The organism is Aeromonas sp. R7-5 (genome assembly GCF_040908015.1).
Classification (GTDB): Bacteria; Pseudomonadota; Gammaproteobacteria; order Enterobacterales; family Aeromonadaceae; genus Aeromonas; species Aeromonas caviae.
Genome location: NZ_JBFOCZ010000026.1, coordinates 279,002 through 302,722 on the forward strand (window position 1 = coordinate 279,002; position 23,721 = coordinate 302,722).

Below are 23,721 nucleotides of genomic sequence, written 5' to 3' on the forward strand. Positions count from 1 at the left end.
GACAAGGATTTTTGCCGTGAAGACCGTCTCCAACCGGATTGCCCTGCACTGCCTCAACCACTGGCAGGCCCGCGGGCGGGATCCTGCTGCCCTCCTGCACCCCTGCGGCATCGCTCACGAAGAGCTGCTGATCCCCCAGGGGCGGCTCGACACCGGGCGCCACTTCCGGCTGCTGGCCGGGGCAGCCCCCCACGTGGATCTGGCCCTCGACTGGGCGCCCCCCGCCCTCCCCGGCCTCTTTGCCGACTTCATGTCGCTGGCGAGCCTGTGCTGCAACGCCGCCACCCTTCGCCAGGCCCTGCACTTCTTCCTCGCCTACCGCCCCCTTATCGGCGAGAGCGACGAGATCCGCCTGCAAGAAGAAGAGGGGCAGGCCAGGATCAGCTACCACTCGGAGTCCGATCACCCGGACGTCATCGCCCTGAGCAGCCTGGCCAACCTCTGCCACCTCTATGCCCTGCTCCAGTTCTACCACCCGGGCCAGGGGCTGCTGGTGCTGCCCACCCCGGTACGCCCCAGGCTGTGGCGTGAGCTGGCAGGCTGGCTGGAAGGGCGGTTGCAACAGGGGGCGGCCTTCGAGCTGCGCTTTCCCGCCGCCTTGCTCGATCTCGCCCACGGGCAGTGCAACCTGCCCCTGCAACCCCTGCTGCTCGGGGAGCTCGACCGGCAGATGGCCCAGCTTCGCCCAAGCAGCCGCTACCGGGACAGGGTGATGGCACTCATTCGCCAGCAGCTGTGGCAAGAGAGCGCCGAGGCCTCCTCTCTGCTCGATGGGGTGTGCGAGCACCTCAGACTGACACGCTGGACCCTCAACCGCCATCTGCGGGAGGAAGGGTGCCACTTCTCGGGTCTGCTGGAGCGGGTGCGCCGGGAGGAGGCCTGTCGCCTGTTGCAGGATCCTGCCCTCCCCCTGCAGACAGTGGGGGAGCGCCTGGGTTTTGCCCGCCAGAGCAGCTTTACCCGCTTCTTTCGCGAGGCGTTTGCCCTCTCGCCGAGGGAGTTTCGCTCAAGGCGCAGCCGCCTCTGAGGTGCCCCCGAGATGGGCGGCGAGCAACCCCGCCAGCCAGTGGATGAAGAGCTGGACCCTGGGGGCCAGTTGGCGGCGATGGGCATAGAGGGCGTGGATGGGGAGCGGCGGCGGCTGCCACTGGGGCAGGATGCTCACCAGCTCGCCCCCCGCGAGCAGGGATTCGACCCCCACCCGCGGCATCTGGATGATGCCGAGCCCCGCCAGCGCCGCCGCCAGGTAGGTCTCGCTGTCATTGACCATGAGGGCCCCCGCCATGGGCAGCAGGGCGCGGCGACCATCTTCCGCCAGGTATTCAAAGCCGGGTTCGCTGCGCCCCTGCCCGGCACCAAACCCGGGACCATAGTGCACCAGCCGGTGGCCCGCCAGATCCCCAAGGGTGCGGGGCACCCCGTGGCGAGCCAGGTAGCCTGCGCTGGCACAGTTGATCTGGCGATAGTGACCAAGGGGCCTGGCCACCAGGCTGGAGGGCTCAAGCCCCCCGACCCGCACCACGCAGTCAAACCCCTCGCGCACCAGATCCACCCGCCTGTCCGTGCTGCTCAGCATCAGTTGCAGGGCGGGATGCTGCGCCAGAAAGTCCGGCAGGGCCGGGATCACCAGGTGGCGGGCCATCCGGCTTGGCATGTCGACCCGCAGTTGTCCCGAGATCTGCCCCCCCTGGCGAAACAGGCCGTCAAACTCCTCCATGTCCGCCAAAAGCTCCCGGCATCTGGCATAGCAGAGCTGGCCGTCCGTGGTGAGCTGCACCCGCCGCGTGGTACGCAGCAGGAGCCGGGTCCCCATGCGCTCCTCCAGCCGGCGGATGGCGGCAGAGAGGGTCGCCTTGGGGATGCCCGTCTGCTCGGCGCAGCGGGTAAAACTCTCCAGCTCGGCAACCCGCACGAAGGCTCTCATCGCATCCAGTTGATCCATGGCCTGATTGTCTCGATAAACGGAACAGTGATTCTATTATCACGCTATTTATCCAGTTTAAAAGGAACAATACAGTGATCCGGTCGGCTCGTATCGAGCCTGTGTCCGCCACCCTGACAGGAGTCATACCATGACCAGACCCATCGCCCTCATCACTGGGGCCAGCCGCGGCCTTGGCAAGCACGGGGCCCTGGCCCTCGCCGCCAAAGGCGTCGACCTCATCATCACCTACCGCAGCCAGGCCGCAGAGGCGGAGGCGGTGGTGACCCAGGCCCGCGCCCTCGGCGTTCGGGCCCATGCCCTGGCTCTGGACGTGGGCGAGAGCGCCACCTTCGCGGCCTTTGCAGAGGAGGTGACGCAACTGCTCGCCCGGGAGTGGCAGCGCGCCCATTTCAACTTCCTGGTCAACAACGCCGGGATCGGCATTCATGCCAGCTTCGAGCAGACCACGGAGCAGCAGTTCGACACCCTGCTCAACATCCACCTCAAGGGGACCTTCTTCCTGACCCAGGCGCTCCTGCCCCTCCTGGCAGACGGCGGTCGCATCCTCAACCTCTCCACCGGCCTCACCCGCTTCGCCATGCCGGGTTATGCCGCCTACGCCGCCATGAAGGGGGGCGTCGAGGTGCTCACCCAGTATCTGGCCAAGGAGCTGGGCCCCAGGGGCATCGCGGTCAACGTGCTGGCCCCCGGCGCCATCGAGACCGATTTTGGCGGCGGCGTGGTGCGCGACAACAAGGGAGTCAACGACTTTCTCGCGAGCCAGACCGCCCTTGGCCGGGTGGGTCAGCCCGACGACATCGGTGGTGCCATCGCCGCCCTGCTCTCCGATGACTGCCGCTGGATCACCGCCCAGCGCATCGAAGCCTCGGGCGGCATGTTTATCTAGGCGGTCATGGTTGCCTGCTGCACAAACAAGGAAGGCCCCCTCCGACGAGGGGGCCTTCCGGCATTGGGCAGACGAGGTGCGGCGAACAGGGCCCGTTACAGGGTCTTGCCACCGCTTGCAATGACCTGGCTGTACCAGTGGAAGCTCTCTTTCTTGATGCGACGAAGAGACCCTCCCTGCTCGTCCCTGTCCACGTAGACAAAGCCGTAGCGCTTCTGGTAGCCGTTGAGCCAGCTCAGGATGTCGGTGAAGGACCAGGCGCAATATCCAATCAGCTCGACCCCGTCCTGCATCGCCTCCTGGCACGCCTTGAGGTGGCTGTGCAGATAGGCGATACGGTAGTCGTCGTTCACCCTGTCCCCGGCTTCCAGCTTGTCGAACTCCCCCAGGCCGTTCTCGGTGATCATCAGCGGCAGGGCGTAACGGGAGGAGAGCCGGCGCAGGGCGATGCGCATCCCGGTGGGATCGATGGCCCAGTCCCAGTTGCTGGTCTCAAGGTGCGGATTGGGGGCCGTCTTGTAGAGGCCGGGAATGCCGCTGGAGGGCGTAGTGCCCTTCTTGCCCGTGGTGTTGATGCGCTGCATCGTCTGGCCGCCGAGGGGGTTGTCGGTGAAGGTCAGGGTGTAGTAGTAGTTGATCCCGATGTAGTCGGGGGTGCCTTCGCGCAAGAGCTCGAGATCGCCCGGCAGGATCTCCGGCGCCTCGCCGGTCTCCCGCAGATAGGCGAGCGCCGCCTGGGGGTAACGGCCGAAGCAGTAGGCATCCAGCCACCAGAGGTTGGTGAACTCCTCGGCATTCTCGAACGCCAGCATGTCGCTCGGGGCGCAGGAGGCCGGATAAGCAGGGGAGTACGCAAAGCTCGGCCCGATCAGGCCGTTTGGCACGTGCTGGCGAAACGCCTTGATGACCCGGGCGTTGGCGAGAAACGCGATGTGGTTGGCGGCGAAGAAACGCTTTCTGTCCTGCACGGCGGGAGGATGGGTGCCAAGCTGATAGGCGTTCGTCAGGTTGTAGTTCTGCTCGTTGAGGGACACCCAGTACTTCACCTTGCCAGCAAAGCGCTGATAGAGGGTGACGCAGTAGCGCTCGAAGTCGTCGATGATGCGCCTGTCTTCCCAGCCGCCGTACTCATCCTGCAGGGCCTGGGGGAGATCCCAGTGATAGAGGGTCAGCACCGGCTCGATGCCGTGGGCCAGCAGGGCGTCGATGAGCCTGTCATAGAAGGCGAGCCCCGCCTCGTTCACCTCGCCACGCCCCGTCGGGTAGATGCGCGGCCAGCTCACCGAGAAGCGATAGGCCTTGAGCCCCATCTCGGCCATCAGCGCCACATCCTCTTCCACCCTGTGGTAGTGATCCACCGCCACGTCTCCGTTGCTCCCTTCAAAGGTCTTGCCCGGCAGCTTGGTGAAGCTGTCCCATACCGAGGGGCCCTTGCCCTCCTCGTTCCAGGCCCCTTCCACCTGATAGGCGGCGGAGGCGGCGCCCCAGAGGAAACCGTTCGGGAAGTCATTGAACTTGTGATGATGCATCTGGTGTTGCTCCTTCTGCGCGGATGGCGGGGGCCATCCTGTGATACGTCGACCCCGTACAGGGGCCCGAAATGAGTTGGCACCAGCATCCAACACTTCTAGAATTCCGTCCAATGACAAATATGGCCACCTATCATTCCTATCTGGAATCAAGCGAGGCACCATGGAGTTGAGAGATCTGAAAGCCTTCGTCACCCTGGGGGAGGTATTGCACTTTGGTCAGGCGGCGGCGCGCCAGCACGTCACCCAGTCGGCCCTGAGCAAGCAGATCCGCCGGCTGGAGACGGACCTTGGTGGCGAGCTGTTCGAGCGCAACGCCGGCAGCACCCGGCTGACGGTGCTCGGGCGCGCCCTCTACGCCGACGCCTGCACCCTGGTGGCCCAGAGCGAACAGCTCGCCCGCAGCGCCCGCGACGTGCTGGCGGGTCACGCGGGTACTCTGCGCATCGGCTTCGGGGTCGCCACCAAGCTGCTGGTGCCCGCCGCCATCGCCCGTTTTCGGGCCAGCCGCCCCGGGGTCGCCATTGAGCTCAACGATCTCTCCACCCATCACCAGTTGCTGGCGCTGGCGGAGGGCCGGCTGGATCTCGGCTTCTGCCGCCTGCCCGCCCCCAAGGGCTGGCCGGTGCTGCCCGTGGTGCGCGCCCATTTCGTCGCCGTGCTGCCCGCAGGCTATCAGGGGGTGGCGGGGCTCGCCGATCTGCAGGAGAAGCCGCTCGCCATCCTGCGCCGGGACAAGGCCCCCTCTTTTTACGATCAGTTCGTGCACTATCTGGCCCAGAGCGGCCTGCGCTTTCAGGACATCCAGTACGTCAACGACTTCGCCGCCGGCATCGCCACCGCGGCGGCCGGCATCGCCTGGACCCTGGTCCCTTCCTCCACCACCATTGAGCATCCCGATGTGCTGACCCTGCCCCTCGGGGAGGCCGACGCGAGCTGGATCATCGGGCTCATTCGCCCGCCGGGCAACGACAATCCCCTCGTCGCCCCCTTCTGGCAGACGGTGGCGGAGCTGGCGGATCCCGCCCTCACCGGCCTCATGACGACAGGGGACGGGACATCCCCCCGGGACACGCCATGAAAGGGAACCATTCGAGAATCACATTAACGATGGCATTGGGCGGTCACCCCCCTTAAAATTGCCGCACTGCCCCGACGCCACGACAAGGATCCGTTTCGTTCATGCACTCTCACTGGCTGCTGAGGTTTGATCTGCATCGCCTCATCCTTGCGCTGGCCGTCATCGGCGTGCTGGCTACCTTTGGCAACAGCTTTTACGCCATCTATCAGGCACAAAGACAACTGCTCATCGACAGCACCCTGGAAGCAAACCGGGTCTATGCCACCAAGCTCGCCGCCTCCATCGAGACCATGCTGCGCTCGGCCCAGGGACAGCTGGCCTATGGCGCGGCCCGGCTCGCCCCCTTGCTGCAGGGCAACGACCTCCATGGACTCGAGGAGGTGGCAGGCCAGTTGCGCCAGCAGACCAACACCTTCAACTCGGTGGCCATCGTGAACACAGACTCCGTCATCGTCGCCGTCTCTCCCGAGGCATTGCATGTGAAAGGGGTCAAGCTCACCTCGGCCAATGCGAGCCGGACCCTGGCAAGCCAGCAGCCCCTCATCGCGGATCCCCTGGTCTCCCTCACTGGCAACTACCTCATCAGCCTCTCCCACCCCATCTTCTCGGCAGACAAGCGCTACCTCGGCTATGTCGCCGGCACCATCTATCTGGAGTCCGCCAGCGTGCTCTCCAGCCTGCTGGGGCAGCACTACTACCAGGATGGTTCTTATCTTTATGTGGTGGACCGCCAGCGCACCCTCATCTACCACCCGAACCCGGAGCGCCTCGGCCAGAAGATTGGCAAGAACCGGGTGGTGGATGCGGTGCTCAAGGGGCAGGATGGCGCGCAAAGCGTGCTCAACTCCCGGGGCAGCGAGATGCTGGCAGGCTTTGCCCCGGTGGCGGACGCAGGCTGGGGGATAGTGGCCCAGCGCCCCCGCAGCGCCACCCTGGCCGGCCTGGATGAACAGATGCTGGAGATCCTCAAGGGGATGATCCCGGTCACCCTCTTCATTCTCTTCGTCATCTGGCTCTCGGCCACCATCATCGCCAGACCCTTGCGGCAACTGGCCAACCGGGCCGGGCTCATGGATCAGCAGGGGGCCGCCACCAGCATCTCGGGGATCCGCGCCTGGTATTTCGAAGCGGCCCAGTTGAAGCAGGCCATCCTCAAGGGGCTGGGGCTGCTCAACACCAAGATCGACAAACTGCACACCGACAGCCACACCGACCCCATGACGGGCCTGTTCAACCGCCGGGCCATGCAGCAGATGCTGGACGAGTACGAGGTCGAGCGTCAGCCCCTGACGGTGATTGCCCTGGACATCGATCACTTCAAGGCCATCAACGACCGCTTCGGTCACGACGTGGGGGATGCCGTCATCGTCTCCCTCGCCACCCTGATGCAGCAGGATCTGCGTTCCGATGCCGCCTTGTGTCGAAGCGGCGGCGAAGAGTTCCTGCTGCTGCTGCCCGGGGTCTCCCTTGCACAGGCGCAGAAGATCGCCGAGCGCCTGCGTACCCGGGTGGCGAGCCACGACATGGAGGTAGCTGGCCACATCACCATCTCCCTCGGCGTCGCCCACTGGGGAGCGGATGCCACCAGCATCGCCGCCGTGCTCAAGGAGGCGGACAAGGCGCTTTATGATGCCAAGAGCCAGGGCCGAAACTGCGTGGTGGTGGCCCTGGGCTGATCGGCCCAGGCTTTGCCGGACACCGTTCGGCCATAAAAAAACCCCTGCCATGGCAGGGGTCGGACGGTATCCATGTCAGGGGATCAGAGCGTGACGGCCAGGCTCTCGACCGAGGCGGCGCTCGGGGTCACCAGTACGGGCACCGATTTGGAGGTGGGGGTGAAAGAGCCCTCCCCTATGCTCTCGATGGCCACCAGGGGGTTGGTCTCGGGGTAGTAGGCGGCGATGTTGCCTTTCGGGATCTCGTAGAAGATGACGCTAAAGCCCCGCACCACCCGCTCGCGCCCGTCGTTGCACACCGCACTCATGTCCACCCGCTGCTCCTCGGCGAGCCCCAGCCTCCTGGCATCCTCCTCGTTCATGAAGACCACGTTGCGTCGCCCCTTGATGCCGCGATAGCGGTCATCCATGCCATAGATGGTGGTGTTGTACTGATCGTGGGAGCGCAGGCTCTGAAGCAGCAGCACGGGCTGGTCCACCATCTGCTCCGCGTGGCTGGTGCACTCGGGCAGGATGGAGTCCGGCAAACGGCTCGCCCGAAATTCTGCGCGCCCGCTCGCGGTGTTCCAGCGCAACAGGGCGGCGCTGTTCTCCAGATGGAAGCCGCAGGGCTCCTCGATGCGGCGGTTGAAGTCGCCAAAGCCCGCGATGGTCTCCTCGATGAGATCCCGCAGCAGCCCGTAGTCATCCCGCAGCGCCAGCCAGTCCACCCGATCGCTGCCAAGCGTTGCCTCGGCCATGCGGGCCACGATGTCTATCTCGGAGAGACAGAGCGGCGAGACCGGCTCGTTCATCCCGGTGGAGGCGTGCACCATGCTGAAGGTGTCCTCCACGGTGATCTTCTGCACCCCGGAGCGCTGCTGATCGAGCTCGGTACGGCCCAGGCAGGGGAAGATCAGGGCATCTTTTGACACCATGAGGTGGCTGCGGTTGAGCTTGGTGCTGATCTGCACGTTGAGCTCGCTCCTTCGCATCGCTTCATAGGTGAACTCGGTATCCGGCGCGGCGGCTGCCAGGTTGCCCCCAAGGCAGATGAGCACCTTGCTCTTGCCGCCATGAAGGGCTTTGAGGGCCTCGTAGACGTTGTGCCCCGGCGTGCGCTTGAAGCCCACCGGGAAGCGGCGCTCCAGGCGATCGAGGAAGGCGGCATTGGGTTTCTCGTTGATCCCCATGGTGCGGTTGCCCTGCACGTTGCTGTGACCGCGCACCGGACAGAGTCCGGCCCCCGGCTTGCCAATCTGGCCGCACATCAGGTGCAGGTTGACGATTTCGCGAATGGTGTCGACCGAATGCTTGTGCTGGGTGATCCCCATGGCCCAGCAGCTGATCACGCTCTCGCTGCTTGCGAAGATCTGCGCCGCCCGGGTGATCGCCTCCCGACCGAGGCCGGATTGCGCCTCGATCTGCGTCCACTCCGTGGCCTTCACCTGGGCCAGGTAGTCGTCAAAGTGCGCGGTATGCTGCTCGATAAAGGCGAGATCGATACGCCCCCCCTCCTCTTCCAGGATGTATTTCACCATGCCGCGAATGGCCGCCATGTCACCGCCAAGTTTTGGCGTGAGGTACTGGTGGCTGATGGTGGTGGCCGCCGGGGTCAGTAGCTCCGCCGGGCTCTGGGGGCTCGCGAAGCGCTCGAGGGCCACCTCTTTGAGGTTGTTGAAGGTGACGATCTGGCACCCCTGGCGCGCCGCCTTGCGCAGGGCGTTCATCATGCGCGGGTGGTTGGTGCCCGGGTTCTGGCCAAAGACGAAGATGGCTTTGGCGGCGTCGAAATCATCGAGCACCACGGTGCCCTTGCCCACCCCGACGGACTGGATGAGCCCCACCCCGCTCGCCTCGTGGCACATGTTGGAGCAGTCGGGGAAGTTGTTGGTGCCATAGAGGCGGCCAAACAGCTGATAGAGGTAGGAGGCTTCGTTGCTGGCACGTCCCGAGGTGTAGAACTCCACCTCGTCGGGGCTGGCCAGACTCTTGAGTTTGTCGGCGATGAGGGCAAACGCCTGATCCCAGCTGACCGGCTCGTAGTGATCGGTGGCCGGGTTGTAGCGCAGGGGCTCGGTCAGTCGCCCCTGGTATTCGAGCCAGTAGTCGCTCTGGGTGGCGAGGCGACGCACCGAATGCTCGGCGAAGAAATCGGCCCCCACCGTCTTGCCGGTGGATTCCCAGGCCACCGCCTTGGCGCCGTTCTCGCAAAACTGGAAGGCCCCCTGTTTGTTGTCACCCCAGGCGCAGCCGGGACAGTCAAAGCCGTCGGTCTGGTTGACCCGCAGCAGGTTCTTGATGTTCTGGCGGGTCTTCTGGCTGCGCAGCACCTGCTTGAAGGTGGACTGCAGGGAGGAAAAGCCGCCGGCCTTGGCCGGTTTCTCAATATGACTGGACATGGGAATCTCCAACGTGATCCTGGGCGCGGGGGCTGGCATAGCAGACCGGGGCATCGGATCGGGGCACATGGATCAGGGTCAGGTTGTACTTCAGGGCCAGTCGCACCGCGAGCTGGCTGGGGGAAGCAAGGCTGATGAGGTGAGCGGCGCCAAATTGCACCGCCTTGTGAATGAGTTCGCTGCCGCAGCGGCTGGTGATGACCAGGGTGGCAGCCTGCACCGGCTGGCGCAGCTGCATGCCGATGAGCTTGTCCAGGGCGTTGTGCCGCCCTATGTCCTCCCGGCAGGCCAGGATCTCGCCGCGATCATCCAGCGCCAGGGCGGCATGAAGGGCACCGCTCTGGCGGGCCTTGCTCTGCCAGGGGACGATGCGCTCCCGCAGATCCTGCAAAGAGGCGGTGTCGAAGGGGGCGCCCGGGGTCAGCGGGGTGAGCACGGGCAACGCATGTTCGATGGCCTCCACGCCGCAGATGCCACAGCCGCTGGCACCGGCCAGGCGGCGCTTGCGCTGACCAAGCGCCGCCAGACAGCGGTTGGCGATGGTGACATCGAGCACGATGCCGTGCTCGGACGGGGTGCTCTGGATATCGTGTACATCGTGGTTGCCCCCGATGATCCCCTCGCCAAACAGAAAACCGATGGCGAAATCGTCGAGATCGTCCGGGGTGGCCATCATGACGGCATGGTTGATGCCGTTGATGTTGACGGACACGGCCACCTCCTCCACCAGCTCATCCAGACTGGGCAACCGTGAATTGAAAGGGATCATGCGAGACGCTTATAAGCTGTATTCGGGCCTCAAGTTTAGATAAGCCGCCGCGCCAAAACCAATGAAACAAATCTATTCACCAATAGATAACTTCTATTGCCATCGGGATGTCGATTGATTAAATTTGTCGCTCATTGCCTTTGCCTGCTGCCATTACCACGATGAATATCAAGCAGTTGCACTATTTCTACGAGCTGGCCCAGCACCGTCACTTCGCCAAGGCGGCCAAGGCTTGCTTCATCACCCAGCCGACCCTGTCGGCCAGCATCACCGCTCTGGAGAAGTCACTTGGCACCGAACTGGTGGTGCGCAACAGCCAGTTCGTAGCCCTGACCCAGGCGGGGGAAGTGGTGCTGCACCACGCCGAGCGGATGCTTCAGGAACAGGATGCCATGCGCCAGGAGCTCAGCCTCTTTCGGGGCGGGCTGTCGGGCGCGCTGCGCATCGGCGTCGTGCCCCAGTCGAGCATCGACATCATGCCGCTGCTCAAGGGGTTCAATGACGCCTACCCCAAGGTGGGCCTGCACCTCTGCGTGATGACCCATGCCACCCTGATGGAGCAGCTGGATCTGCATCGCATCGACATCGGGCTCGGCTTTGACGAGTTGCTCACCGAGCATCAGCGCCGGGCCCTCGACGTCCAGCTTCGCCACCCCAACCCCATGGCCCTGCTGGGCCCCCTGCCTGCCCACTGCGCCTCGACCGGGCCGCTGACCCTGGCGGACCTGCAAGATCTCCCCCTGATCCTGCCAAGCACCACCATGCAGTTTCGCCGCTACCTGGACGAGGCCGCCGCCCGCCAGCAGATCAGCCTGCGGGTGGTGCTGGAGACAGACTCCCTGTTCCACCTGGTCAACGGGGTGAGCCACGGCCTGGGCTGCGCCGTGGTCAGCGCCGGCATCGCCGCCACCGCCCAGCAGCTTTTCAAATTGCCCTGCCATCCCTTGAGCGATGCGAGCGCAGGCACCATCGCCTTCATCACCCGAAAACACAGTGTCACCCCCGCCATGAAGGCGTTTCTCGCCAAGGCAGGGGCATGAAAAAGGCAGCCCACGGGGGCTGCCTGCACTGATCAAGGGGGGAACTTGCGCCTCTCCTGGCGTCAGTCTGCCCCTTGCTGTTTGTCCAGCGCCGCGATGAAGGCGCTCGCCAGAGCGTGGTCGGAGAAGGGATTCTGGCCTGTGATGAGCTCGCGATCGATCACAACGCCAGGCTGCCAGGGTGCCACGAACTGCATGCTGCCGCCGGCCTGGGCCATGGCCTTCGCCGGGTAGTAGCGCAGCTTGTCACCCCCAAGGGAGCCTTCAAACACCGCCTCTTCCTTGTCGGAGAAGATGGTCATCCTGTAACCGTCGTAGATCCACTCTCTGGCGCCGTCTGCCTTGCCTGCAATGACCGACTGCTCGAACCCGGCCGGATCCGCCTGCGCCGCCAGCAGCGCGATGGGGCCGTGGCAGATGGCGGCCGTGGGTTTGTGGTTGTCATGGAAGTGGCGAAGCAGGGTCCCCACCTCGGGATCCTTGGCAAGATCGATGAGGGGCGCATGGCCACCGGGAATGAAGAGGCCGGCATAGCGCTCGGGACCGGATGCCAGCACCTCCCTCAGAGAGAGCACCTTGCCGGCGCCAAGCAGCCCCTCCACGACGGCGCCGATGCGCACCATCTCCTGCGGGTTGCCACCAAAGTACTGGGGATCGACGGAGTGTTTGTCGACAACGGGCCGGTTCCCTCTCGGGGTCACCGGGGTCAGGGTATAACCGGCCTCCAGCAGGGCCGCGGCAGGCACCCCCAGTTCATTCTGGTAGAAGCCGGTGGTCAGGCTCTTGCCCCCTTGCAGCGGCAGTTCGGTCTCGCTCGAGAGCAGCACCAGGATCTCGCCTTTCGTGGCGGCGCTGGCCGCAGCGGAGGTCGCCAGCAGCAGTGAGGCCAGCACGGCCTTGAGAGTGTTCTTCATCGTGATCTTCCTTTTGATGGCAGTGATCGATCGGGCGGCCACCGGGCCGCCCTCGATGAGCAATTTACTGATTACCCATGGACGAATAAACTCACACTATTGAATTTGATTATTTACATGGATGAACATATGTCCCGTGCCTTCGACCCCGTCCAGCTCGGCACCATAGAGCTCTTTTGCAAGGCAGCCGAACTTGGCAGCTTTACCGCTACGGCTCAGGTACTGGGGGTAACGCCCGCCTCGGTGAGCCGCTCCATCCAGCGTCTCGAGGCCAGGCTCGGCGTCAAACTCTTCCATCGCACCACCCGCAGCGTGCGCCTCACCCATGACGGGGAGCTCTATCGGGAACAGTGCCAACAAGCGCTCGAGCAGATCGCTGAGGCCGAGCGGGCCATCACCGGTCGCCAGCGCCACCCCAGAGGAGTGCTGCGCATCAGCGTGGGCACCGTCTATGCCCATCACCGCCTGGTGCCCCTGCTGCCAGGCTTCATGGCCGCCTATCCCGAGGTTGAGCTGGAGCTCAATGTCTCCAACAGGAACATCGACTTCGTGGAGGATGGTTACGATCTGGCCATCCGGCTGGGGGAGCCGCGCGATGGGCGGATCATCGCCCGCAAGCTGGAGGATGCCAGCCTCGGGGTCTTCTGCGCCCCCGATTATGCCGCCCGCCGCCCCGCGCCAACCTCCCTGGAGATGCTGTCGCAACACGAGCTGATCCAGTTCATCACCCCGAGCACGGGTCGCCCCTTCCCCTGGCAGTTCGTGAACGAGCAGGGGGACCCTGTCGACCTTCATGTTCAGAGCAGACAGCGGGTGCTTGACGATGTGCTGGCGGGCCTGGGCTGGGCGGTGGCTGGGGGCGGTCTGTTCCAGATCTACCATTTCGTGGCGGCCGAGGCGCTGTTGCAAGGCAAGCTGATCGAGGTGATGACCCCCTTTGCGGGGCGATCCCGCCCCTTCTACGCCCTCTATCCCCAGCACCGTCACCTCTCGGCCCGGGTCCGGGCCTTCGTGGATTACCTGCTGGCAGCGGTGCACCCAGAGGGGTCGCCTGTGCCAGGGGAATATCCCCCTCTTCGTTGACGAGGGCCCCTCATCTGCGTGCCTGCGCCCCCGATAACGGGGGCAAAAAGCAGGTGGCACTCTGGACACAATGGTTGCCTAATTAAATAAATATGCATAAAAAACAATGCAGGCAGGGCTCGATATATGAACTCTTCTGCTGTTTGTATGAAGCATCGTGCTGCTGAAAATTTTCTGTGAGCCACCTCCCGCCGTTTAATTCAAGAGCCTATAACCTTGACCCGTACAATAAAAACCTGACGTGTTCCGGTTTATTTCACCATGCATCACAAAGGAGTGTCATATGTATAAAAAAGTGAAACTGGCGAGCATTATCAGCACCCTTATTCTCTCGGCCACTGCATATTCTGCAGAGATGACCGTGGGCTTCTCGCAAATTGGTTCTGAATCCGGGTGGCGAGCTGCAGAAACATCGGTCGCCAAGAGCGAAGCCCAAAAACGCGGCATCATCCTGAAAATTGCCGATGCCCAGCAGAAACAGGAGAACCAGATCAAGGCCATTCGCTCCTTTATTGCCCAGGGGGTGGATGCCATCTTTATTGCCCCCGTGGTACAGACTGGCTGGGAGCCGGTATTGCAGGAGGCGAAAGAGGCCGAGATCCCGGTCTTCCTGCTGGATCGCAATATCACGGTAAAAGATGACGGTCTCTTCATGACCGGGGTCGCCGCCGACAGCGTCCACGAAGGGGAAGTGGCCGCCCAGTGGCTCATCAAGCAGCAGGATGGCAAACCGTGCAACGTGGTTGAATTGCAGGGCACGGTGGGTGCCAGCGTGGCGCTGGATCGCAAGAAGGGCTTCCTCGACACCGTCTCGGCCGTGCCCACCATCAAGATCATCCGCACCCAGTCCGGCGATTTCACCCGCAGCAAAGGCAAGGAAGTGATGGAGAGCTTCATCAAGGCGGAAAATAGCGGCAAGAATATTTGTGCCGTCTACGCCCATAACGATGACATGGCCATCGGCGCCATCCAGGCCATTAAAGAGGCTGGGCTGAAACCGGGCAAGGATATCAAGATCATCTCCATCGATGGCGTGCCGGATATTTTCAAGGCGATGATCGCAGGCGAAGCCAATGCCTCGGTGGAGCTCACGCCGAATATGGCGGGACCGGCCTTCGATGCCCTGCTGGCCTATAAGAAAGATGGCACCCTGCCCCCCAAACATATCAAGACGGAGTCCAAACTGTTTGAGCCCGGGAGTGCCGAGGCGCAGCTCGAGCTGAAAAAAGACATGGGTTATTAATCCCGCTCCCCCGCCAGACTGTCACATAGCGCGCCATATAAGTGATTGAACTTGTATGGCGCGCTATATCGGAGAGCCAATGTTCATGTCAGAGAACACTCACGATGTCGTATTGAATGCCCGCGGAATATGCAAGGCGTTTCCCGGAGTACGAGCCCTGCATCAGGTGGACTTCTCCCTGCGCCGGGGAGAGATCATGGCGCTGCTCGGCGAGAACGGGGCCGGCAAGTCCACGTTGATCAAGACCCTCACCGGTGTCTATCAGCGAGACGCCGGCCGTATCGAACTCGACGGCGCCCCCATCTCCCCGACGGACACCGCCCATGCCCAGCGTCTGGGGATAGGCACCGTCTATCAGGAGGTCAACCTGCTGCCGAACATGTCGGTGGCGGACAACCTCTTCATCGGCCACGAGCCACGCCGTTTCGGCTTCATCGACCGGGGCGCCATGACCCGGCAGGCCAGCGCCATCATGGCCAGCCACGGCTTCGAGATGGATGTCACCCTGCCCCTCGACCACTACTCGGTCGCCATGCAGCAGATCGTGGCCATCGCCCGGGCGGTGTCACTCTCCGCCAGGATCCTGATCCTGGACGAGCCCACCGCGAGCCTGGATGCCAGCGAAGTCCAGATGCTCTTCTCCCTGATGACACGCCTGCGGGATCAGGGGGTGAGCCTCATCTTCATCACCCATTTTCTCGATCAGGTCTACGCCATCAGCGATCGCATCACAGTGCTGCGCAACGGCGAGCTGGTCGGCACCCGCGACACCCAGGCACTGCCACAACTGGAGCTGGTCAAGATGATGCTGGGACGCGAGCTGGACGACAATGCCCTCAAGCGGGCGGGCAAGACACTGCGCAGCAACCAGCCCATGGTGTCGTTCAGGGACTATGGCAAGCGGGGAGTCATCGCCCCCTTCAGTCTCGACGTCATGCCCGGGGAGATAGTGGGCCTCGCCGGCCTGCTCGGGTCCGGTCGTACCGAGACCGCCGAGCTGATGTTCGGCATAGTGCCGAGCGACAGCGGCGAGTGCCGGGTGCGGGACAAATCGGTGACCATCCGCTCTGCACGCCAGGCGGCCACTAACGGCTTTGGTTTCTGCCCGGAGGATCGCAAGAGCGCCGGCATCATCGCCTCGGCCTCGGTGCGGGAGAACATGGTGCTGGCCCTGCAAGCCCAGCGGGGCTGGTTGCATCCCCTGTCTCGCAAGGAACAGGACGAGATCACCGCCCGCCTCATCGAGCAGTTGGCCATCAAGACCCCGGGACCGGAGCAGCCCATCCAGTTTCTCTCCGGGGGCAACCAGCAAAAGGTGTTGCTCGCCCGCTGGCTGCTCACCAAACCCCAGTTCCTGATCCTGGACGAGCCTACCCGGGGCATCGACGTGGGGGCCCACGCCGAGATCATCCGCCTCATCGAATCCCTCTGCGCCAACGGGCTGGCCCTGCTGGTCATCTCCTCCGAGCTCGAGGAGCTGGTGGGTTATGCCGATCGGGTGATCGTCCTTCGTGACAGAAAACAGGTGGCAGAGCTTGCAACGGACGCCCTGAGCGTCCCTGCCATCATGAACGCCATTGCATGTGAGGCCTGATATGACGTCATCCATTCTCCCCCTCGCCAAGGGGTCGCGCGCCCGCAGGGAGTGGCCCACGGGCTCGGCCCAGTGCGCCGCCCTGGTGTGCGTGCTGCTCATCAATGCCCTGGTCGCCGACAACTTCTTCGCCATCCACATCCAGGATGGGCGGCTGTTTGGCAGCCTCATCGACATCCTCAACCGCTGTGCCCCGGTGGCCCTGCTCTCCCTCGGCATGACGCTGGTGATCGCCACCGGCGGCATCGACCTGTCGGTGGGCGCCGTCATGGCCATCAGCGGGGCCACCATGGCCAGCCTGGCCACCGGCGGTCACAGCCTGCCGGTCATCTTCGCCGCCGTCATCGGGGTGGGCCTTCTGTGTGGCCTGTGGAACGGCCTGCTGGTGGCGGTGTTCAAGATCCAGCCCATCGTCGCCACCCTGATCCTCATGGTAGCGGGCCGGGGCATCGCCCAGCTCATCACCGAGGGGCAGATCATCACCTTCAACAACGACGCCCTCGCCTGGATCGGCAGCGGCTCCCTCTTCTATCTGCCCACCCCGGTCATCATCACCCTGGGCATGGCGCTGCTGCTCTGGCTGCTGACCAAGCGCACCGCCCTCGGCCTCTTCATCGAAGCGGTGGGGATCAACATCAAGGCCGCCAAGAACGCCGGGCTCAACACCCCCATGGTGGTGATCGCCACCTACCTGCTGAGCGGCATGATGGCCGCCGTCGCCGGCATGATAGTCGCCGCCGACATCCGGGGTGCCGATGCCAACAACGCCGGGCTCTGGCTCGAGATGGACGCCATTCTGGCGGTGGTGATAGGAGGCACCTCCCTGATGGGGGGGCGCTTCAACCTCGCCCTCTCCCTGATCGGCATACTGATCATCCAGGGGGTGAACACCGGGATCCTGCTCTCCGGCTACCAGCCCCAGTGGAACCAGATCGTCAAAGCCCTGGTGGTGCTGGCGGTGCTGGTCATGCAGTCACCGGCCCTCAACCACCTCTTCCAGCGAGGGACTCGCCATGTTTAAACGCAACCTCCCCCTGATGGTGACCATCATGGTCTTCGTGCTGGGCTATCTGCTCTGCCTGGCCTCCTTCCCAGCCTTCATGTCCACCCGCATCATCTGCAACATCCTGACGGACAACGCGTTTCTGGGAATAGTGGCGGTGGGCATGACCTTCGTCATCCTCTCGGGGGGCATCGATCTGTCGGTGGGGGCCGTCATCGCCTTCACCGGCGTGCTGCTGGCAACGCTCATCGGGAAGCTGGGGGTCAGCCCCGTGCTGGCCATCCCTCTGGTGCTGGTGCTCGGGGCAGGCTTTGGCGCCCTCATGGGCTGGCTCATCGACACCCTGAAGATCCCCGCCTTCATCATCACCCTGGCGGGCATGTTCTTCCTGCGGGGGGCCAGTTTTCTCATCTCCGAGCAGTCCCTGCCCATCGATCACCCCACCTTCACCTACCTGTCGAGCCTGTCGTGGAAGATACCGGGTGGCGGTCGCCTGAGCCTGCTGGCCCTCATCATGCTGGCGGTGGTGGTCTTCGGCATCCTGCTCGCCAACCGCACCCGCTTTGGCAACAATGTTTACGCCATCGGCGGTAACGCCACCTCAGCGGCCCTGATGGGGATCTCGGTGCGCCACACCACCATTCGCATCTACCTGCTCTCCACCACCCTGGCGACCCTGGCAGGCATCGTGTTCGCGCTCTATACCTCGGCGGGCTATCCGCTCGCCGCCGTCGGGGTGGAGCTCGATGCCATCGCCGCCGTGGTCATCGGCGGCACTCTGCTGAGCGGCGGGGTGGGCACCGTCTTCGGTTCCCTGTTCGGGGTGCTGATCCAGGGGTTGATCCAGACCTACATCAACTTCGACGGCACCCTCAGCTCCTGGTGGACCAAGATCATCATCGGCCTGCTGCTGTTCAGCTTCATCGCCCTGCAGCGCCTGCTGATCCTGGTTTCGGAACACCGCAAGGCCAACAAGCCAGGTCCCTTCAAGCGCCAGGTTGCCGCCCAGCCCGAGTGAGGTATCAGCAAGACTCTGGTGGCAGAAGATAACGCGGCAAGGCGCTCCCGTGCGCCCTCCCCGCCTGGTCGTCGCGGGTCCGGCACAGAGGATGGGGAGGCAGCGGGGGCCCTCACAGGGCCCGCCCCCAGCCTCCCGCACGCCCCTTTGAGGGGTGATACCGTCCTTGGAGGGCACTCAGGTCAATCGCACCACCAGGCGCTGCTCTCATGGGGGTTCAGCACATCCAGAGGCTCCCCCATGACAGGCGTGGTCAGGGGGATCTGTTGCTCCGCAGCCAGGCGGGCAATCTGCTCAAGCGGATCGTTCCAGCGGTGCATGGCCAAATCGAAGGTGCCGTTGTGCACCGGATAGAGCCATTTCCCCCCAAGATCGTGAAACGCCTGCGCCGTCTGCGCCGGGAGCATGTGCACCAGCTCCCAGCGCTTGTCGTAGGCCCCGGTCTCGAGGAAGGTCACGTCGAACGGACCGTAGCGCCTGCCAATCTCCTTGAAACCGTCGAAGTAGCCGCTGTCACCGCTGAAGAAGAGGTTGACCCCCTCGCCGCGAATGACCCAGGAGGCCCAGAGGGTCTGGTTGCCGTCCCCGAGGCCACGGCCGGAGAAATGCTGGGCCGGGGTCGCTACCAGGGTGACACCGCCCACCCGGGTCTGCTGCCACCAGTCCAGTTCGCGGATCTTCTCCTTCGCAATCCCCCAGGCCATGAGGCGCGCCCCCACCCCGAGGGGCGTGATGAAGTGGCCGACCTTCTCCTGCAGCGCCAGTATGGCCCCGTGATCGAGATGGTCGTAGTGATCATGGGAGAGGATCACCCCCTCGATGGGGGGCAGCGCTTCCAGGGTGATGGGCGGCTGATGCCAGCGCTTGGGGCCAAACCACTGCACCGGTGAGGCCCGCTCGCTGAACACGGGATCCGTCAGCCAGAACGTGCCCTGCAACTTGAGCAGCAGAGTGGAGTGGCCGAGGCGCCACACGCTGTTGTCCGGCGCCGCGATGAGCCCCTCCCGGGTTATGACCTGTACCGGAATGGCGCGATCCGGCACCGTGCCCTCAGGCTTGGCGAACAGAAAGTCCCACCAGAGCCTGGCCCCTTCCCACAGACTTCGCCCATGGGGTGTCACGGCATTGTTGAACCGGCCTCCCTGATACTGCGAGGAGTAAGGGTGTTCGGGCAGGCCCGGTTTGAGTAGAGATGCGATCATGCCAATCATCAGGGCTCCTTTGAGCAACCACAGAAAACGGCGCCCCTCAGGGGCGCAAAAAGAGGCTGACGGGGTCTGCATTCATGCCACGCCTGTCAGCCTGGTCTCTGGTGAGTCGGGAGCAGCCCCTGCACGGGGCCGCACCTTCCATAAAACAGAACGGGAGAGCCGCACGGTATGAAACCGATTCCCTACATCTCCAGTAACGGCAAGATAGCCTGCCCGGGCTCCCGCCACCAGAGGGGTTCGCGTTGCCGCGTGGCCCCGGCATGGTGTCGCATCAAGCGCATGGCCTAACCTGCTCTGCCGACGCCAACAAAAGGAGGCGCCGGATGGCGTATTGCAAGAGCTTGCAGTGCTGAAAGTCAGAAGATGGCTGGGCCATAGAGGCCACGGGAGGTGACTGAGGGAAAGCATGATCTCAAGGGGACAGTGCTGAAGATCAAGAGGAAGTTTGAGCCAGGCGCGGTCTGAAGCCTGATGAACGCCCATAGGGCACAGGCTCACCTTGCGGTAGAGCAAATAGCATGTGAAGAGAGCTGACAATTCACTTTGAAGACTCCTGATTCATCCACATGAAGTGGATTACCAAGAGGTCTGAAGGGGGGTATTAGCTGTAACTTGTTGAATAGCAGAAACAGGTGGTGGCCCTACCAGCCACATCCCGGCACTCGAGTCCCCCGCCTTGGCTGCTACCTTCCGGTCCTGACCAGGTCGACGGGTTATCAATGCGAGAGGACCAATAGGACCACCGGCGAGGAGAATAGGCAAACTGGCCCCTCAATGCAACGGCTTTCTACCGCTGTGCGAGCCGTTCGCCTTATTTTTCAACAATCTGGCCAAGGGTTCAGCTAAAGAGCATGAATTTGGCACCCACCAGCAACATGAGCAGGGCAAAGGCCTGCTTGAGCCGCCGGGGTGACATTCTGTGTGCCAGTCTGGCGCCCAGACGGGCAAACTGGGTGCTGGTGAGCACGATGCCAAGCAGGGCCGGCAGATAGATGAATCCGACGCTCCACTCGGGCAGATCGACGTCTCCCCAACCGGCATAGAGGTAGCTGAGGCTGCCTGCCAGGGCGATGGGCATGCTGCAGGCGGCGGAGGCGGCCACGGCGTTGCGCATGGGCACCGAATTCCAGGTGAGGTAAGGCACGGTCAGCGAGCCGCCACCGATGCCGAACAAGGCCGACATCCAGCCGATGACGGTGCCGGCGATCCCGGTACCAAGAGGGCCCGGCATGTGTCGCTCCGCTTTTGGCCTCAGATTGAGCCCCATCTGCAGGGCCATGGTCCAGGCGAAGCAGCCGATGATGATGTTGAGGGTGCTGGCGCTGAGCAGGTTGGCGGTCATGCCTCCGAGCCAAGCACCGACCAGCATGCCGGCGCCCAGGCGCCGTATCATTCCCCAGTCCACCGCCCCGGCCTCCTGGTGCGCACGCAGGGAGCTGAAACCGGTGAAGATCATGGTGGGCAGCGAGGTGCCGAGGGCCAGATGGGTGATGATCTCCGGCGCCACGCCCTGTGCGTGAAAACTCAGGACCAGCACGGGGACGATGATGAGTCCGCCGCCGATACCGAACAGCCCGGCCAGCATGCCCGCGAAGGCGCCCAACACCAGATAGCCCACAAACAGCATAAACATTCCTTCAATAACGAAACAGCGGTCAACTTGACCGACATTATCCATAAAAAAGAGATGGCATCTTGCCATCTCTTTATTGTGCCGATTAATGCAGGGGAATGGTACCGTCCATCACCTTGTAGAACGCCAGCACGGCGCAACCGAGCAGGGCTGCCGTCATCCCCTGCTCCAGCCGGTTGAGGCTGCGCAGGCCGTGGTGCTGGCGCGCCTTCCAGTAGATGAAGATCCCCGGGCTGTAGAGCAGCGCCACCAGCAAGAGGTACTCCACTCCGGCGGCATAGACCAGCCAGCAGCCATAGACGGTGGCCACCAGGGCCAGCAGCAGGTCGCGCTTGCGCTGATGGGGCTGGTCCGCGTAGGTCTCCCCTTTCAACGCCAGCTTGAGACCGTAAGCACCGGAGAAGACATAGGGCACCAGGGCCGCCGAGGTGGCGATGTTCACCAGCGCCAGGTAGGTGCTGTTCTGGAAGTAGATGATGATGAGGAAGGTCTGCACCAGGCAGGTGGAGCACCAGAGCGACACCTTGGGGGAACCGTTCTTGTTCTCCTTGGCGAACCAGGCCGGGAAGACCCCGGTCTTGCCAGCTATGTAGGGCACTTCCGCCGCCAGCACGGTCCAGCTCAGCAGGGCCCCCATCACCGAGATCACCAGGCCGATGTTGATGAGCCAGGCGCCCCAGGGGCCGACCACGGCTTCCAGGATCATGGCGGTGGAGGGGTTCTTGAGGGCCGCCAGTTGCGGCTGGTTCATGACCCCCAGGGAGAACAGGGTCACCATGACGTAGAGCGCCAGGGCGCCGAGCAGCGCCAGCACGGTGGCGCGGCCCACGTCCTTGCGATGGCGGGCACGGGCGGAGACCACCACGGCCCCCTCGATGCCGATGAAGACCCAGAGGGTCACCTTCATGGTGGACTTGACCTGATCCATCACGGAGCCGAGCTCGGGACTCCCCTGCCCCCAGAGATCCAGGGTGAAGGTCTCCATGTTGAAAGCGAGCAGGATGGCTACACAGAAGACGATGAGGGGCACCATCTTGGCGATGGTGGTGACGATGTTCACCAGCGCCGCCACCTGGATGCCGCGCAGCACCAGGGCATGCACCGACCAGATGAGCAGGGAAGCGAGCGTGATGGCGACCGGGGTGTTGCCGTCACCGAAGATGACATTGTCCGGCGTGTCGAAGAAGTAGCTCAGCGCACTGAACACCACGATGGCGTAGGAGACGTTGGCCAGCAGCTGGCACAGCCAGTAACCCCAGGCGGCGTTGAAGCCGACGAAATCCCCGAACCCTGCCTTGGCGTAGCTGAAGATGCCGCCATCGAGATCCGGTCGACGCATGGAGAGATTCTGGTAGACCAGGGCGAGGCAGATCATGCCGATCCCCGTGATGGCCCATCCCAGGGCGACGGCCCCGGCACTGGCGTGCGCTGCGATGTTTTGCGGCAGACTGAAAACCCCGGCACCGACCATGGAGCCGATCACCAGCGAAATGAGGGCACCCAGCCCCAGTTTCTTGTCCATCTCAAACCTGTTTTATTAGGCGGCGGCTGAGCATCCGTATTCATACAGCGCGCGACATGGGAGGGGCTAAAAATCCGTACCCCGTGAAAAAGGCGGCAACTATATTGCATGACTATTCCGGCCGCAATCCCTCTTGCCGTCAATCATGAGCCGCCTTGACCGCGCGCAATTTTACAGCACTGACCCGGGGTGCCTGTGAGCTGGTTCAAATTAAGAAAGACCCGTTGATATTTCACGACTTTTCATGATGTCGCCCCGCTTTTCAAAAAGCGGACCTGCATGGCTATGCACCCTTGCGCTGGGGCCTGTCTCCTGCAAAAACGCCCCTGCAGGAGGGGCGTCAGAGAGGGTATGTGCAGGGGGGACTAGAGCCTCAAGCCGCCGTCCAGCTCGATCATCCGCCCCGACAGATAGTCGTTGGCAAGGATGAACTGCACCGTCTGGGCCAGCTGCGCCGCCTGCCCCAGGGTGCCCACCGGGATGGCCTGCTGCATGCGGGCCATGGCTTCGGGTTTCATCGCCGCCGTCATGTCGGTGGCAAAGACGCCGGGGGCGATGCCCATCACCCGGATGCCGTGGCGAGCCAGCTCCTTCCCCCAGGTGACCACCAGAGAGGCCACCCCCGCCTTGCTGGCGGCATAGTTGCTCTGGCCGATGTTGCCGGCGCGGGCGATGGAGGAGATGTTGATGATGACGCCGCCCTCCCCGCCGGTGGCCATCAGCGCCGCCCCCTCGCGCCCGCACAGGAAGGTGCCGGTGAGGTTGACGTCGATGACGCTCTGCCACTGGGCCAGGCTCATCTTCTCCGTCAGCCCCCCCTCCTTCACCTTGATCAGCATGCCGTCGCGCAGGATGCCGGCACAGTTGACGAGGCCGTGCAGGGCACCGAACTGTCCCTTGATGGCGGCAAAGGTCGCCTCGACCTCCGGCTCGCTTGCCACGTTGCAGACGAACAGGGCGCAGCGGCCGTCACGGCTGCGCACCTCCGCCTCGGTCACCTCCAGATCGGTGCGGTTGACGTCGATGAGCGCAAGTTGCGCCCCTTGCTCCGCCAGACTCAGGGCGATGGCGCGCCCGAGCCCCCTGCCCGCCCCCGTGATGGCGATGACTTTCCGTGTGATATCCATAAATGCTCCTGGTGAGATGGCCGGTGACTGTCGAGTCAAAGACTATCGGGTAAATAGGTAGATAAC

19 protein-coding genes and 1 other RNA gene are annotated in these 23,721 nt (G+C 63.6%); 10 read left to right on the top strand and 10 right to left on the bottom strand.

Annotated features, from left to right (window positions below; translation table 11 throughout):
• Positions 1 to 16: 16 nt before the first annotated feature.
• Positions 17 to 1,027 (top strand): helix-turn-helix domain-containing protein, encoded by a 1,011-nt coding sequence (locus AB5Y53_RS09905; RefSeq protein ID WP_368181863.1) that lies wholly within the window; start codon positions 17 to 19, stop codon positions 1,025 to 1,027.
• Here AB5Y53_RS09905 and AB5Y53_RS09910 read toward each other — a convergent pair.
• Positions 1,007 to 1,942, bottom strand: a complete 936-nt coding sequence (locus AB5Y53_RS09910; RefSeq protein ID WP_042017680.1) for a LysR family transcriptional regulator — start codon at positions 1,940 to 1,942, stop codon at positions 1,007 to 1,009. The genes AB5Y53_RS09905 and AB5Y53_RS09910 overlap by 21 nt on opposite strands.
• 130 nt (positions 1,943 to 2,072) lie before the next feature.
• Between AB5Y53_RS09910 and AB5Y53_RS09915 the strand changes: the two genes are divergently transcribed.
• Positions 2,073 to 2,831 carry an SDR family NAD(P)-dependent oxidoreductase gene (locus tag AB5Y53_RS09915; RefSeq protein WP_139701068.1) on the top strand — a complete coding sequence of 253 codons (759 nt, stop codon included), beginning with the start codon at positions 2,073 to 2,075 and terminating at the stop codon, positions 2,829 to 2,831.
• 95 nt (positions 2,832 to 2,926) lie between these two features.
• Here AB5Y53_RS09915 and AB5Y53_RS09920 read toward each other — a convergent pair whose 3' ends face one another.
• A complete protein-coding gene (locus tag AB5Y53_RS09920; protein WP_368181865.1) occupies positions 2,927 to 4,360 on the bottom strand; it encodes a glycoside hydrolase family 1 protein in 1,434 nt (477 codons plus the stop codon).
• Between the two features lie 163 nt (positions 4,361 to 4,523).
• Between AB5Y53_RS09920 and AB5Y53_RS09925 the strand changes: the two genes are divergently transcribed.
• Entirely contained in the window at positions 4,524 to 5,441 is a 918-nt protein-coding gene (locus tag AB5Y53_RS09925) for a LysR family transcriptional regulator (RefSeq protein ID WP_221366497.1), read from the top strand.
• 101 nt (positions 5,442 to 5,542) lie between these two features.
• Complete coding sequence (locus AB5Y53_RS09930) at positions 5,543 to 7,117, top strand: sensor domain-containing diguanylate cyclase (RefSeq protein ID WP_368181866.1); 1,575 nt, start codon at positions 5,543 to 5,545, stop codon at positions 7,115 to 7,117.
• A gap of 83 nt (positions 7,118 to 7,200) precedes the next feature.
• Here AB5Y53_RS09930 and AB5Y53_RS09935 read toward each other — a convergent pair whose 3' ends face one another.
• Positions 7,201 to 9,498, bottom strand: coding sequence for an FdhF/YdeP family oxidoreductase (locus AB5Y53_RS09935; protein WP_368181867.1), 2,298 nt, complete (start codon positions 9,496 to 9,498; stop codon positions 7,201 to 7,203).
• Positions 9,482 to 10,267: a formate dehydrogenase accessory sulfurtransferase FdhD gene (gene fdhD / locus AB5Y53_RS09940; RefSeq protein ID WP_201969007.1), complete on the bottom strand. Its 786-nt coding sequence runs from the start codon at positions 10,265 to 10,267 to the stop codon at positions 9,482 to 9,484. Before fdhD ends, AB5Y53_RS09935 begins: the two co-directional genes overlap by 17 nt.
• A 161-nt stretch (positions 10,268 to 10,428) precedes the next feature.
• Here fdhD and AB5Y53_RS09945 point away from each other — a divergent pair, with 161 nt between their 5' ends.
• Positions 10,429 to 11,307: a LysR family transcriptional regulator gene (locus tag AB5Y53_RS09945; RefSeq protein WP_128273174.1), complete on the top strand. Its 879-nt coding sequence runs from the start codon at positions 10,429 to 10,431 to the stop codon at positions 11,305 to 11,307.
• A gap of 62 nt (positions 11,308 to 11,369) precedes the next feature.
• Here the strand turns inward: AB5Y53_RS09945 and AB5Y53_RS09950 are convergent, their stop codons facing one another.
• Positions 11,370 to 12,221 carry a type 1 glutamine amidotransferase domain-containing protein gene (locus AB5Y53_RS09950; protein ID WP_368181869.1) on the bottom strand — a complete coding sequence of 284 codons (852 nt, stop codon included), beginning with the start codon at positions 12,219 to 12,221 and terminating at the stop codon, positions 11,370 to 11,372.
• Between the two features lie 129 nt (positions 12,222 to 12,350).
• On the opposite strand from AB5Y53_RS09950, the gene AB5Y53_RS09955 reads away from it, so the two are divergent.
• The 5 genes from AB5Y53_RS09955 to yjfF all read left to right on the top strand — a co-directional run bounded on the left by AB5Y53_RS09955 (position 12,351) and on the right by yjfF (position 18,162).
• Positions 12,351 to 13,304, top strand: coding sequence for a LysR family transcriptional regulator (locus AB5Y53_RS09955; protein ID WP_323906565.1), 954 nt, complete (start codon positions 12,351 to 12,353; stop codon positions 13,302 to 13,304).
• A gap of 283 nt (positions 13,305 to 13,587) precedes the next feature.
• On the top strand, positions 13,588 to 14,547 hold the full coding sequence (gene ytfQ / locus AB5Y53_RS09960) for a galactofuranose ABC transporter, galactofuranose-binding protein YtfQ (RefSeq protein ID WP_010674607.1): 960 nt from the start codon (positions 13,588 to 13,590) through the stop codon (positions 14,545 to 14,547).
• 85 nt (positions 14,548 to 14,632) lie between these two features.
• A complete protein-coding gene (ytfR, locus tag AB5Y53_RS09965; RefSeq protein WP_368181870.1) occupies positions 14,633 to 16,141 on the top strand; it encodes a galactofuranose ABC transporter, ATP-binding protein YtfR in 1,509 nt (502 codons plus the stop codon).
• Between the two features lies 1 nt (position 16,142).
• On the top strand, positions 16,143 to 17,162 hold the full coding sequence (gene ytfT, locus AB5Y53_RS09970) for a galactofuranose ABC transporter, ATP-binding protein YtfT (protein ID WP_010674605.1): 1,020 nt from the start codon (positions 16,143 to 16,145) through the stop codon (positions 17,160 to 17,162).
• The gene (yjfF, locus tag AB5Y53_RS09975; RefSeq protein ID WP_010674604.1) at positions 17,155 to 18,162 is read left to right on the top strand and encodes a galactofuranose ABC transporter, permease protein YjfF; all 1,008 of its coding nucleotides are present in this window, start codon (positions 17,155 to 17,157) and stop codon (positions 18,160 to 18,162) included. Before ytfT ends, yjfF begins: the two co-directional genes overlap by 8 nt.
• Before the next feature lie 182 nt (positions 18,163 to 18,344).
• Here the strand turns inward: yjfF and AB5Y53_RS09980 are convergent, their stop codons facing one another.
• The 5 genes from AB5Y53_RS09980 to AB5Y53_RS10000 all read right to left on the bottom strand — a co-directional run bounded on the left by AB5Y53_RS09980 (position 18,345) and on the right by AB5Y53_RS10000 (position 23,655).
• Positions 18,345 to 19,373: an MBL fold metallo-hydrolase gene (locus tag AB5Y53_RS09980; protein WP_368181871.1), complete on the bottom strand. Its 1,029-nt coding sequence runs from the start codon at positions 19,371 to 19,373 to the stop codon at positions 18,345 to 18,347.
• Positions 19,374 to 20,012: 639 nt separating this feature from the next.
• An RNA gene (ffs, locus tag AB5Y53_RS09985) (signal recognition particle sRNA small type) lies at positions 20,013 to 20,109 on the bottom strand.
• A gap of 102 nt (positions 20,110 to 20,211) precedes the next feature.
• Positions 20,212 to 21,000, bottom strand: coding sequence for a sulfite exporter TauE/SafE family protein (locus AB5Y53_RS09990; protein ID WP_045524789.1), 789 nt, complete (start codon positions 20,998 to 21,000; stop codon positions 20,212 to 20,214).
• Between the two features lie 91 nt (positions 21,001 to 21,091).
• The gene (gene arcD / locus AB5Y53_RS09995) at positions 21,092 to 22,528 is read right to left on the bottom strand and encodes an arginine-ornithine antiporter (protein ID WP_201957260.1); all 1,437 of its coding nucleotides are present in this window, start codon (positions 22,526 to 22,528) and stop codon (positions 21,092 to 21,094) included.
• 365 nt (positions 22,529 to 22,893) lie between these two features.
• Positions 22,894 to 23,655, bottom strand: a complete 762-nt coding sequence (locus AB5Y53_RS10000) for an SDR family oxidoreductase (protein WP_368181872.1) — start codon at positions 23,653 to 23,655, stop codon at positions 22,894 to 22,896.
• Positions 23,656 to 23,721: the final 66 nt, after the last annotated feature.